The 12,416-nt window shown below is 54.6% G+C and carries 10 protein-coding genes and 1 pseudogene; 3 read left to right on the top strand and 8 right to left on the bottom strand.

Features of this window, described 5'->3' with window-relative positions:
* A pseudogene (locus TH5_RS24455) lies at positions 1-286 on the bottom strand (adenylate/guanylate cyclase domain-containing protein); the annotation flags it as partial.
* Between the two features lie 239 nt (positions 287-525).
* Entirely contained in the window at positions 526-750 is a 225-nt protein-coding gene (gene rpmE, locus TH5_RS24460) for a 50S ribosomal protein L31 (protein ID WP_114124054.1), read from the bottom strand.
* A 281-nt stretch (positions 751-1,031) separates the two neighbouring features.
* Between rpmE and cyaY the strand changes: the two genes are divergently transcribed.
* Together cyaY and TH5_RS24470 are read left to right on the top strand one after the other, a co-directional pair.
* Positions 1,032-1,364 carry an iron donor protein CyaY gene (gene cyaY / locus TH5_RS24465; protein ID WP_062953431.1) on the top strand — a complete coding sequence of 111 codons (333 nt, stop codon included), beginning with the start codon at positions 1,032-1,034 and terminating at the stop codon, positions 1,362-1,364.
* Between the two features lie 45 nt (positions 1,365-1,409).
* Positions 1,410-3,206, top strand: coding sequence for an ABC transporter transmembrane domain-containing protein (locus TH5_RS24470; RefSeq protein ID WP_114124055.1), 1,797 nt, complete (start codon positions 1,410-1,412; stop codon positions 3,204-3,206).
* A gap of 86 nt (positions 3,207-3,292) precedes the next feature.
* Here TH5_RS24470 and TH5_RS24475 read toward each other — a convergent pair whose 3' ends face one another.
* The 5 genes from TH5_RS24475 to TH5_RS24495 all read right to left on the bottom strand — a co-directional run bounded on the left by TH5_RS24475 (position 3,293) and on the right by TH5_RS24495 (position 9,080).
* Complete coding sequence (locus tag TH5_RS24475) at positions 3,293-4,603, bottom strand: NAD(P)/FAD-dependent oxidoreductase (RefSeq protein WP_114124056.1); 1,311 nt, start codon at positions 4,601-4,603, stop codon at positions 3,293-3,295.
* 50 nt (positions 4,604-4,653) lie between these two features.
* Entirely contained in the window at positions 4,654-5,424 is a 771-nt protein-coding gene (locus TH5_RS24480; RefSeq protein WP_114124057.1) for an amino acid ABC transporter ATP-binding protein, read from the bottom strand.
* Complete coding sequence (locus TH5_RS24485; RefSeq protein ID WP_114124058.1) at positions 5,421-6,764, bottom strand: amino acid ABC transporter permease; 1,344 nt, start codon at positions 6,762-6,764, stop codon at positions 5,421-5,423. The genes TH5_RS24480 and TH5_RS24485 overlap by 4 nt, the downstream gene beginning before the upstream one ends.
* 3 nt (positions 6,765-6,767) lie before the next feature.
* Positions 6,768-7,970 carry an amino acid ABC transporter permease gene (locus TH5_RS24490; RefSeq protein ID WP_114124059.1) on the bottom strand — a complete coding sequence of 401 codons (1,203 nt, stop codon included), beginning with the start codon at positions 7,968-7,970 and terminating at the stop codon, positions 6,768-6,770.
* Positions 7,971-8,039: 69 nt separating this feature from the next.
* A complete protein-coding gene (locus TH5_RS24495) occupies positions 8,040-9,080 on the bottom strand; it encodes an amino acid ABC transporter substrate-binding protein (RefSeq protein ID WP_114124062.1) in 1,041 nt (346 codons plus the stop codon).
* Positions 9,081-9,270: 190 nt separating this feature from the next.
* Between TH5_RS24495 and TH5_RS24500 the strand changes: the two genes are divergently transcribed.
* Complete coding sequence (locus tag TH5_RS24500) at positions 9,271-10,191, top strand: LysR family transcriptional regulator (protein WP_114124060.1); 921 nt, start codon at positions 9,271-9,273, stop codon at positions 10,189-10,191.
* Between the two features lie 44 nt (positions 10,192-10,235).
* Here the strand turns inward: TH5_RS24500 and TH5_RS24505 are convergent, their stop codons facing one another.
* On the bottom strand, positions 10,236-11,546 hold the full coding sequence (locus TH5_RS24505) for a M23 family metallopeptidase (protein WP_244205030.1): 1,311 nt from the start codon (positions 11,544-11,546) through the stop codon (positions 10,236-10,238).
* Positions 11,547-12,416: the final 870 nt, after the last annotated feature.

Genomic DNA, 12,416 nt, shown 5'->3' on the forward strand with positions numbered 1-12,416 from the left:
CACGCACGGGGGCAGGGCGCGCCGGGGCTGCCTGTGCCTTTTCCAGCGCACCGCTTTGCCGCGTTTCATAGACGACATATTCGTCAGCCGCATTCGTCGCGTGGTTATAGACTTCGCGAATGACCTTGACGGCGGAGACATGCGCCATCTTCTCAAGCGAGCGCGCTTCTTCCTCGGCCTGCTTTTTCTGCGCACCGGTAAAGTGGGCGTGAATCTGCCAACGCCCTGAGCGGTCTTTAACATAGACCTCATAGCTGACCTGGGTGCGCGCGATCACCTGGTTCATTCGATTAGCCCAGTCTTCCTGACAATAGGGGGACCCCATCCCCGATAACGGCGCGGTATAGCGCCGGTTGAAGATTATGGCAAGAAAATGTCCGGATGACCATTAAATATGCCTAATGCCCCCGTATAGCTGGGTTGCACGTCGTTCTGATTTTGCATCCGGAAAAGAAAAACGCCCGCAGCATCATGAAGACGCTAGCGGGCGCTGATCCCATAGATCGCCAGAAAGGCGAACTTTGCTTAGTTACCGATATTGAAACCGGCGAAGCGTTTTTTGAACTTCGCGAGCTGACCGCCGCTGTCGAGCAGACGATGAACACCAGTCCAAGCCGGATGGCTTTTCGGATCGATGTCAAGCTTCAGAACGTCGCCCGGTTTGCCCCAGGTCGATTTGGTGGTGAAGCTGCTGCCGTCCGTCATCTGAACGGTGATTTCATGGTAATCGGGATGGATGTCTTTTTTCATCGCCTATCACTCCGGAATTTGAAGCGCGGTGTATAAGGTAAAAAATCGACCTATGCAACCCCTGTATCCGGGAATTATTGGATAAACCGGGATTAAGGGGGGCGACCGGCATTTTTGATCCCGGTTTATGGTGATATCGCACACTGTTGCGGTCATTAATCCGCATCATCTGCATGATGCAGACTTGCGCGAGACTCTTTATATAGTATGGTGCGCCAGCATATAGAATTGTCGCCTTGCCAGGGGGCGTTTAGCCCCTTTTGACAGACGGAGTGTTGATCGTGGCCCTTGATGAAACCCGCTTCCATCAGCTTGCTGATGACACCATTGAAACCCTTTCGGATCATATTGATGACGAGATGGGGGACGATATTGATGTCGATCTGCAATCGGGAATCCTGACGATCGAACTCGACTCGGGTGAACAGTTCATCATCAACAAACACGGCCCGAACCGCCAGATCTGGATGTCTTCGCCGGTCAGTGGTGCCAGCCACTATGATTTTGATGAAGACAATGAAAGCTGGACGTCCACCCGCGGCTCGACGACGCTGACCGATCAGCTTTCGGCTGATCTTGCGGTCAAGACGGGGCGGCGTCTTGATCTTGACTGATCGGGACCCGGAATTGGCAGGAAAAGCGTAAACTGGAAGGTTGCCGTGGCATTGAATCCCCGTACTTCACCCCGTCTTGCAGACAGGGACTCCAGTCGTAATTTTTCCGCTCTTCGCGCCATTATCCCCTTTGTCCTGCCCTATCGTTTACAGGTGGCCGGTGCAATGGTGGCACTGGTTATTGCCTCGGGCACGGTTCTGGCCCTTGGCAGCGGGTTGCGCATGCTTGTCGATCAGGGATTTGCCGATGGCAATGCGGACCTGCTTGATCAGGCACTTTTCGTTCTGTTTGCGGTGACGCTTCTGATGGCCGGGGCAAGCTATGCCCGATTCTTTCTGGTGTCGTGGATCGGGGAGCGTGTGGTTGCCGATATCCGTTCGGCGGTTTATGCCCATATCATCCGGCTTGATCCGGGTTTCTTTGAAGTCACCCGCACCGGCGAAGTTCTTTCGCGCCTGACGACCGATACAACGCTTTTGCAGGTCGTGATCGGATCAAGTGTCTCGATCGCGCTTCGCAATATCCTGATGTTTGTCGGCGGCCTGACCATGCTGGCGGTGACCAGCCCCAAGCTGACAGCGCTAGTTCTGCTCGTCGTGCCGCTGGTGGTTGTGCCGATTATCGGCTATGGCCGCCGGGTGCGCCGTCTGTCGCGCGAGGCACAGGACCGCATCGCCGATGTCAGCGCCTTTTCCGAAGAATCGCTCAATGCGCTGCGCACCGTACAGGCCTATACCCACGAAAAGATCGAAAGCGACAAGTTTGACGGTTTCGTCGAAGGGGCGTTCAAGACCGCCATTTCGCGCATTTCGGCGCGGGCGCTTCTGACCGCGGTTGTCATTGTCATGGTCTTTGGCGCGGTGGGGACGATCCTGTGGATTGGCGGGCATGACGTGCTCGATGGTACGATTTCGGCCGGCGATCTTTCTGCCTTTGTGTTTTATGCCATCGTGGTTGCGGGCTCGGTCGGTGCGATCAGCGAAGTGATCGGCGATCTGCAGCGTGCCGCAGGGGCGGCCGAACGCCTGATGGGGCTGCTTGAAACCAAACCGGCCATTGCCGCACCGGCAAACCCGGTGCAGATGCCCGAAAAACATCTTGGCCATGTCAGTTTTGAAGATGTGACCTTCCATTACCCGGCGCGCCCGGACCGTTCGGCCCTGACCGGTTTCTCGTTGCAGGTGAAACCGGGGGAAACCGTGGCGCTTGTCGGCCCGTCCGGTGCCGGTAAAACGACGGTGTTCCAGCTTTTGCTGCGATTCTATGATCCGGCAAGCGGGGTTATTAAGGTTGATGATGTCGATATCCGCACCGCCGATCCGGTATCGGTCCGCGAACGGATCGGTCTTGTGGCGCAGGATCCGGTGATTTTTGCCGCCAATGCGTGGGAAAACATCCGCTATGGCCGTCCTGACGCGTCCGACGAGGACGTCCGGGCAGCGGCCGATGCCGCCCATGCGACCGAATTCCTTGATCGCCTGCCGGACGGCTTTGACAGCTTCCTTGGCGAAAAAGGTGTGCGTCTTTCGGGTGGGCAGCGGCAGCGCATCGCAATTGCGCGTGCGATCCTGCGCAATCCATCGGTACTGCTGCTGGATGAAGCCACCAGCGCGCTGGATGCCGAAAGCGAGCAGGTGGTTCAGAAGGCGCTTGAAACCATCATGAAAACCCGCACCACGCTTGTGATCGCGCACCGTCTGGCGACAGTGCTGCATGCCGACCGGATTGCGGTGATTGATGATGGCAAACTGATCGCCGTCGGAACCCATCAGGAGCTTATGGAAACAAACCCGCTTTATGGCCGTCTGGCGAAGTTGCAGTTCGAACGGGACGCGGCCTAGGCGAAGCAATCGGGTATCGATTAAGAAACAAGGGCGGTCCTGTCGGGCCGCCCTTTTCTTATTTCCGAAGGGGATTAATGCCGCCCCTAAAATCCAAGTCGATCCGCCAGACTGTGCCATTTCATGATCGCAGGCAGGAACCATGGATGGCCGGTATAAAACGGGCGGGTCTTGAAGGGGAATTCTTCAAAGATTGTGTGGCCTTCGGCCTGATTAAGCACTTTTTGCGCAATCTTGCGTCCGAAGTAATTCGCCCGTCCCACACCCGATCCGCAATAACCCATGGCATAGTGCATGCCATCCATTACCCCGATATGCGGGACATGATCAAACGTGTAGGCGATTTTGCCCGACCAGACGTAATCAAGCTTTGCATTTGAGAGCTGCGGGAACAGGCGCGTCATGAAGTTCTGCAGGTATTTATGATATATCTGCGGGCAATCACCATAACCAAGCGACCGCCCGCCAAACAGGATGCGTTTGCCATCGGGGGAGGGGCGGTAATAGACCGACAGGCGTTCGGTGCTGCCGTGACAGCGCAGTTTGGGGGACACCGACCGGATGACGGATTCAGGCAATTCTTCGGTTGCGATCATTGCGGACCGGATCGGAATCAGGCGGCGTTTGAATTTGCCGAACGGCCCGCCGGTATAGCCGTTGGTCGCGATGATGACATGATCGGCGGTGATCTTCTTGTCATCGACGCTGACGATGAACTGGCTGTTGTTTTTGGTCACCTGACATACGGGACTGTGATCAAACAGCAATGCCCCGTCGCGCTTTGCAATTTCACACAGGCCCTGAAAAAGCTTGGCCGGATGAACCGCACCATCGGTCGGATAAACCACGCCGCCGTAATAGGCGTTCGATCCGACTTCCTCACCCTGTTGGACGCGGCTGATTTCGATTGCGGGGAAGTCAACAATCTTGGCGATTTCATTGGCCTGTTCGATCAGGCCGGCATAGTGACCGGGGTGACTGGCGCCGCGAAAACGCCCGCATATCTGAAGGTCGCAATCGATCTGTTCGTCGCGAATGAAATTCACCAGCCAGTTAAAGGCGGACAGACTTTCGCGGATCGTGGCGTGAACCTGTTCGCGGCCATATTGGCGTTCAAGGCCATTTTCCCCCAGCTTGCTGAAGCTTGGACCCAGCATCCCGCCATTGCGGCTGCTGGCGCCGTTGCCGAAAGCATCGGCTTCGAAAACAACGACCTTCTGCCCGGCACGGGCAAGGGTGATGGCCGCCGAAATACCGGTATAGCCCCCGCCGACAATTACGGTATCGGCACGGTCAGGAAGATCGCGACGGTTGAGCGATGCTTCTGGTTTTTTCGGCGCGATGGCCGCCTGCCAATAAGGCGCATGGATATAGTTCGATGAATGTTTTGCCAACATCTCGATGAGTTCCGTTTCAGGACGTGTATCGGGGATTAGGAGACTAGGACCTAAAGAATGTGATCAAGGAACTCCCGCGTGCGATCCCATTGCGGATGCAAGAGGACTTGCTCAGGTGGGCCAACTTCAACAATTTCGCCGTCCTGCATGAATACCACGCGGTCGGCGACCTGACGGGCGAACTGCATTTCGTGTGTGACACACACCATGGTCATGCCGGTTTCAGCCAGTTTGACCATCACATCAAGCACCTCCTTGACCATTTCCGGATCCAGGGCGGATGTCGGTTCGTCAAACAGCATGATTTTCGGATCCATCGCGAGCGAGCGGGAAATCGCCACGCGCTGCTGCTGACCGCCGGAAAGCTGTCCGGGGAAGCGATCCGCAAGATGCTCGATGCCAACACGTTCAAGCAATCCCATGGCGATATCACGGGCTTCGTTTTCGGTTTTCTTGCGCAACCATGTCAGGCCAAGGGTACAGTTCTGCAAAACTGTCAGATGGGGAAACAGATTAAAGTTCTGAAATACCATGCCCATGGTTTGGTGAATGAAGCGGTCGCTTTTCTGGTCGCGGGCAAGTTCCTGCCCAAAGACGCAAATCCGGCCCTCCTGATATTCCTCAAGATGATTGAGGCAACGGATCAAAGTCGACTTGCCAGAGCCAGAGGGGCCGCACACAACCATGATCTCCTGCTCGCCAACGGTCAGGGAGACGTCACGCAACGCGTGATAGGATCCAAACCATTTGTTCAGGTTATCGATTTCAATGGCCGGGCGGGACAGTTTGCCTGCCGGTGCCTGAGGATCAGACAGAGTCATGAGCGATGCGCTTTCAGTCGTTTTTCAAGGTTCAGGCTGTATTGCGACATGCCGTAGCACATCACGAAGAACAGGATCGAAATCAGGGCAAGCGGCTCTGTATGAAGACCGATCCAGTTCTTGTCGTTGGAGATATTGCGCGCCATCAACATGATGTCGAACAGGCCGATAATCGAGACCAAGGTCGTGTCCTTGAGCATGCTGATAAAGGACGTCATTATGTTGGGGATCATAAGCCGCATGGCCTGTGGCAGAATGATCAGACCCATGGTCAGCCAATAGCCAAGGCCCAGTGTCTGGGCGGCTTCATATTGGCCGTCGGGAATGGCCTGCAGCCCGCCGCGAATGTTTTCTGCCATATAGGCCCCGGCAAACAGGCAGACCGCAAACAGGACTTGCGACAGTTTGTCGGGCTCGGCACCGCTTGGCAAAAAGATCGGCAACAGGGTGACGGCCATGAACAGAACGGTAATCAGCGGAACCGCGCGCACCAGTTCGATCAACATCATTGATAGCCAGTGAATGACCGGAAGTTTCGAGCGTCGCCCGAGTGCCAGCAGAATGCCAACCGGAATGGACATGGTAATCGCAAAGGACGCGATGATCAGTGTGAGGAACAATCCGCCCCAATGATCCACCGGAACCGGTTCAAGATGCATCTGCGCCAGTACGACGCCGCAAAGGATCGACAGAAAGCCCCATACCAGAAGGAAACCGGTCATATGTTGCCCGCGGCGAAACAGCTTTGATGTCAGCGGTGTCACCATTTCCGGCAGCGAAGACTGCCCGGCCGCACACAGCACCCAGTTCAGATAAAGCAGGATGAAGTAGCCCGCAGCCAGTGATGTAAAGACCATATGAATGATCCCGACATCCTGACCGAAGGTGCCGCCAAGGAACATATAGGCCCCGAGAAACGGATACAGCGTGATCCAGCTGATCAGGATGGAATTGCGATAGGCAATGCGCTGGCTCATCAGGGGCAATAACCATAAAAGCGCCATGACGACACCGCTATTGACACGCCATTGTTCTTCATCCGGATAACGCCCGTAAATCAAGCCGTTAAACCAGTCGATCACTCCGGCCCAGCAGGCACCATCCGGGCTGATATCCAGGCATTCACGCCGGGTGGCGGCATCCCACACCGCGTTGAAGACAGCCCAGTCGAGAAACGACTTCGCGACATAATAGATCAGTACCAGAACCGAGATGGTCAGCAAGCTGTTGCCGATGTTGTTAAAGCATTGCTTTTGAATGCGGTGTCGCAGGTTTTGCTCGTTCCTGGCCGGAAGGCGTGGCGGGGTGGGAACGAAATGTTTGAGATCCTGTTCAGACATTGCTTACCTCGCCTTGAACTGCACATGGGCGTTATATTTGTTGAGCAGATACGAAATGATCAGACTGACCACGATGTAAAAGCCCATCACCATCGCAATGATCTCGATCGCGCGTCCCGTCTGGTTGACCGATGTCTGCATGAAGACCGACACCAGTTCGGGAAAGCCGATGGCAACGGCAAGCGACGAATCCTTGGTCGCGACCAGCCAGGAATTGGCAAGCGGCGGAATAATGGCGCGTATGGCCTGTGGAATCAGGATCAGGCGAAGCGTCTGAAACCGTGAAAAGCCGATGGTCGCGGCGGCTTCATGTTGTCCTTTGCTGATGGATTCCATGCCCGCACGCACGGTTTCGGCAATGGCGGCGGACCGGTAAACCGCCATCGCGATAAAGGCCGCGCCAAATGCCGACGGCAGAAACATGCCGCCCTCAAGGTTAAAACCCTGCAACGCCGGAACAGACCAGTGCAATGAACTGCCAACGATCAAGGCCATGCCACACAGAACAATGCCCCAAATGGCAAAAGCGATCCGATACGAAGGGCGAACCGATCCGCTTTGGCGTTGCTGGCGACGTATGCCACGCAGAAGGAACCAGAGTGTGCCAAGCAACATCAGGCTTCCCGCCGCAATCAGCCAGCCAGACATATCGGTGACGGCGGATGGCATATAAAAGCCGCGATTGTTCAAAAATATCAGCCCGGCAAATCCGTAACCGCTGCGCGGTGGCGGCAAGGCGGAAAAGACGGTGGTGAACCAGAAAATAATCTGGATCAGCAGCGGTACATTGCGAACCACCTCGACATAGCAACGCGCCAGTTGCGATACCAGCGGGTTAGGGGACAGGCGCAGAATACCAACAATGGTGCCGATAATGGTGCCAAAGACAATGACACAGAATGACAGGAAAAGGGTGTTGACGATCCCGACCAGAAAGACCCGCCAATAGCTCATGCTCGGGTCATAGGCGATCAGGCTCCAGCTAATGTCAAAGCCAGCGGTCGTTTGCAGAAAGTCAAACCCGAAACTCAGACCGAGCTGATCAAGGTTCTGTGCAGAATTTGAAAACAAATACAAAAGAGTTGCCAGCACAAGGCCAAGCGTTGCGGCCTGAATGACCACGCCACGTGTTGAATCCTTGTTCAGGCAGGAGAGAATGCTGTTCGCAATGCCGGGTTTTGGACGCGATGGCGAAATAAAGTTCATACCGGGGTAACCGTGGGAATGTGGGGCACTCAGACAGGCTAGATCACCAGCCTGTCTGAACGTACGGAATTAACGGAATGACTTTGCATACATCAGGCCGCCATCCTGCCAAAGGGCATTGAGAGTACCTTCGCGGTCCAGACCAAGAATGCTGTCGGGGCCGACATTGCGTTCATAGATTTCGCCGTAATTGCCGACATTCTTGATAACCTGATAGGCCCAGTCCTGCGGCAATCCCAGACCGACATGCAGATCGCCTTCGACCCCCAGAATACGACGGATGATCGGGCTTTCCGAATTGGCGCGCATGTCATCAACATTTTCCGAGGTGATGCCGTATTCCTCGGCGGCAACCATCGCCTGGAAGGTCCATTTCACGACATTGGCCCATTCACTGTCGTTCTGTTTGACGGCAAATGACAGGGCTTCCTTGGAAATGGTTTCGGGCAGAACAACATAATCTGCCGGGTTCGGGGCGGCGGAACGCTGTGCGGCAAGGCCGGACTTGTCATTGGTTAGCGCATCGCAGTTATCGTTAAAGAATGCGGTGTTGCGCACGGCCGAATCATCGAAAACAACCGTTTTCAGATCCAGACCATGTGTCCGGCTGTAATCGGCAAGGTTCAGTTCGCTTGATGTGCCGGTCAGCACACAGACCGTTGCCCCTTTAAGTTCTTTGACAGACGTGACACCAAGGTCTTTGCGGACCATGAAGCCCTGACCGTCATAGAAATAGGTATCAAGGAAGTCGAGGCCCTGGCTCACATCACGCGACAGCGTCCAGGTCATGCCTTTGGAAAGGATGTCGCCCTTGCCGCTTTTGATCGTGGTAAAGCTCTGCGCCCACTGAACCGGCAGGAAGTTGACTTTGCCTGCATCTCCGAAAACGGCTGCGGCAACGCCACGACACATATCGATGTCCATGCCCTGCCATTCACCTTCCTTGTTCAGGCTGTAAAAGCCCGGGAAGGAGTTCCCGATCACACAGCTAACATTGCCGCGATCCTTGACGGTCTGAAGTGTCGATGTGCCTTCTTCGGCCTGACTGGCCGATGTCTGGACGAAAATCATGGCTGCGCTCACAGCCAGAGCCGAGGCAAATTTATTCATTATGCTTCCCTGATTAAGGTTCTTGTTGATGCTGTTCCTGCAAATCGGTTTTCCGTATCGCGGTCTTTCATGCTGCTGCATCAGACGCGATCTCAGGCCCCCGGCGCAAAAATCGTCGTGATCCTAGGATAAGAAGAATAATAATGGTATTGAATGTTTTTGATGGTTTGATAACTTTGAGTTATGATCGATGAATATCAAGCGTTTACGGATATTTCACGAGGTTTTTGTTACCGGCAGCATCACTCGCGCGGCCGAACGAAGCTTTGTCAGCCAGCCCGCCGCCAGCAAGATGCTGGCGAATTTCGAGGCGGAAATCGGATACAAGCTGTTCGTCCGGCATAACGGTAAACTCCTGCCGACCGATGAAGCGCACTTTCTGCATGATGAAGTTTATTCAATCCTGCAGGGGCTCAGTCATCTTGAAGACAGTCTGAAAGCGGCGCGCAATAATAAGGGCGGGCGCCTGCGGATCTGTTCAATCTTTGGTCCTGCCTATCGCTTCCTGCCGGAACTGATTGCCGATTACATGAAAAAGAATCCCGGTGTTCAGGTCAGCCTCCATCATGCCGGTTGTTCCGTGATCAGACAGGGGGTGGCGTCCGGGCAGTATCAGATCGGGCTGGTGGATAAATCGGAAAGCTCGCTTAGCCATGAGTCGTTCTCAATGGATTTGCCCTGCTTCTGTGCTGTCCCTCTTGATCACCCTGCGGCACAGCTTGATGAAGTGACATTGGCAGATGCCGGAACATCCCCCTGGATCACGCTTGATTCAGAAAATGCCACCACACGGGAATTGCGCAGGGCTTATGACGATGCCGGGATCGCGTTCAACCGTATTATCGAGGTCCATACGACGGTTCATGCCATGTCGTTTGTAAATCTCGGTATGGGGTTAACCTTGGTCGATGCCCTGAATTGCCGCTATTTCAGCGATGCCTTCAATTTCCCCAATATCCGGTTGCTGCCGTTTCGTCCCCGCATTATGGAACCGCTGGAAATCATTACGTCCAACGTGCGGCCGCTATCCGGGGTTGCTCGTGATTTCTATGATGGTCTTATTCTTGAACTGGGTAAAATGCTGGGTGGTGAACAGGCACCAAAAGCATAAAGCCCGCCAGATGGCGGGCTTGCTAGGTTTTCAGGATGTGCTGTTTATTCGGCGCTGGCGACCTTGCGGTTATGCATCGAAAGTTCGGCATATTGCCCGCGGAGCCCCTCTGCCTTCGCCAGGAAGGTCTTGAGTTCGTCACCCTTCAGGGTCTTGCCGCTTGGCATCTTGACCTTGATCGGGTTGACCTGGGCGTTGTTTTTCAGGATTTCGAAGTGAAGGTGCGGACCAGTTGAAGCACCCGTGGTGCCGACATAGCCGATCACATCCCCCTGTTTGACCCGTGAACCCTGTTTCAGTCCCTTGGCGAAGCCCTTCATATGGGCATAGGCCGTGTCGTACGAATCATTGTGGCGCAGACGGATATAGTTCCCATACCCGCCATTGCGGCCGATTTTGGCAACGGTACCGTTACCGGCTGCAAAAATCGGGGTCCCTGGCGGGGCGGCAAAGTCCACACCCTTGTGCATTTTGGTAAAGCCGAGAATCGGGTGCTTGCGCGCGCCAAAGCCCGATGACAGACGCGCACCGTTGATCGGGGTCCGCATCAGGGCACGACGATACGATTCGCCCTTCTGGTTATAGAAGTCGATATCGCCATTGCTGTCTTTATAGGAATAAAGACGGACATTGTTGCCACTTAGTGTCATGCTGGCATAAACGACATCGCCATAGCGAACACGTTCGCCCGACTCATTGCGCAGTTCTTCGAACATCACCTCGAAGCTGTCACCCGGCTGGATGTCACGCTGGAAGTCTACTTCGTAGGAATACAGTTCAATCAGTTCCATCAAAACCGAAAGCGGCATGCCGTTCTTTTCGGCGGCAAGGAACAGGCTCTGATCGATCACGCCGGACGAAACATTGCGCACAGGGGTCAGTGCGACCTTGTCACTCGACGCGGTAAAGCCGTCATCGGTACGGGAAACCAGAACAACGGTTTCAGGATCAGGCTGGAAACGCAGGGTATCAAAAAGGTCGCTGTCACCGTCGACGTCGCTTGCATAAACAAGGTCGAATTCCTGGCCGGCGCGCAGTTTGCGGGGATTGTAAACATCGCGCAGCGCTTCGATGGCGTTAAAGGCAACCGACCGTTCAAGGCCCGCTGCCGTTAAAGTTGCCATCAGGTTGGAACCTTTTTCGAGCACAACCGTTTCAAGACGGGGCTCGTTATCGGGCAGGTTGGCCGTTTCGGTCACACTGGATGGAGGAGAAGCGCTTAACTCGCTTTCAGCGGCACTGGCTGACAAAGCGGTATCCGAAGCGTTGGAGTAATGGTCAGAGAGGATGAAACCGGCAGTCCCCCCCAAGATTGCCATGATGGTGGCAATAGATACCAAGTCTCTTCCGGCCATTGCCGCAGAACTCCCCTAGAACTAATAATGCAGTGTGCCCAACGAGTTGCTCTTTGCGGCAACATCGGCACGAACCTTATACAAAAAAGACTCGTAAATGTGAAATGCCAATTCACAACTGGTTGGGCGCCATCCCGTTAAGGCCATGATGCCGGGATATGGTTTACGAACCGTTGAAATGATTAAGGCAGGCGTTTCACAAGAACGACGCTCATCTGAATGGCGAGAATGGCAAGAAAATGGCAGCGTGTTAACCATTTAAATTCACACCTTTTGTCGATGCGTATGATCGCAGGCCAAAATGTGTGCCGGTATATGCGAATCACCATTGGGTGGCCGTGCTTGCCGGTGCAGGGGCACATCTGACGCATCTGGTGATTCGCACTCCTATATATATGTGTGCTGATGGCTGATGATGGTCCGGTGTTTTGACATCGGCATTTCGGGGCAAACCTGATTTCACGGCGGCATTATATATATGTCTTGCCCAAGGACGGTCGGGGTACTGTGACAGGGCATTGATGCCTGTTTTGTGCTCTGCGAAATGGTGGTGCGGTGGCGCCAGGGTTAAAATGGCTGTTTTCTGCGGTTGGTTAAATCGGCGGGATGCAATTCCTAACCATATGGTCAAAATGATGCTGCAGCGCACTCAATCAGACAGTGATATGGCGCGCTGTGGCAGGAATTCTGGTGAAAAAGGCTTTCCAACTTTTTGCATTTTTAGCGCGTTTTTTTCCAAAAAAGGGTTTGACAGTTCCTTGGGTGGGCCCTATAACCCGCCTCCACCGACGGGGTGCGGCGCTGGTCAGACGGCGACGCGGACCGGAAGGTAGAGGGCTTCGGCTCTAGAGTTCTTTGACATTGTTGATC

This window comes from Thalassospira xianhensis MCCC 1A02616 (assembly GCF_003326475.1).
GTDB lineage: Bacteria > Pseudomonadota > Alphaproteobacteria > Rhodospirillales > Thalassospiraceae > Thalassospira > Thalassospira xianhensis.

What these genes read in the sequence shown, in the direction of transcription:
- rpmE (WP_114124054.1), bottom strand. Translation starts at nt 750, where the DNA reads ATGAAAAAAGACATCCATCCCGATTACCATGAAATCACCGTTCAGATG.
- TH5_RS24475 (WP_114124056.1), bottom strand. Translation starts at nt 4,603, where the DNA reads ATGTTGGCAAAACATTCATCGAACTATATCCATGCGCCTTATTGGCAG.
- TH5_RS24480 (WP_114124057.1), bottom strand. Translation starts at nt 5,424, where the DNA reads ATGACTCTGTCTGATCCTCAGGCACCGGCAGGCAAACTGTCCCGCCCG.
- TH5_RS24485 (WP_114124058.1), bottom strand. Translation starts at nt 6,764, where the DNA reads ATGTCTGAACAGGATCTCAAACATTTCGTTCCCACCCCGCCACGCCTT.
- TH5_RS24490 (WP_114124059.1), bottom strand. Translation starts at nt 7,970, where the DNA reads ATGAACTTTATTTCGCCATCGCGTCCAAAACCCGGCATTGCGAACAGC.
- TH5_RS24495 (WP_114124062.1), bottom strand. Translation starts at nt 9,080, where the DNA reads ATGAATAAATTTGCCTCGGCTCTGGCTGTGAGCGCAGCCATGATTTTC.
- TH5_RS24500 (WP_114124060.1), top strand. Translation starts at nt 9,271, where the DNA reads ATGAATATCAAGCGTTTACGGATATTTCACGAGGTTTTTGTTACCGGC.
- TH5_RS24505 (WP_244205030.1), bottom strand. Translation starts at nt 11,546, where the DNA reads ATGGCCGGAAGAGACTTGGTATCTATTGCCACCATCATGGCAATCTTG.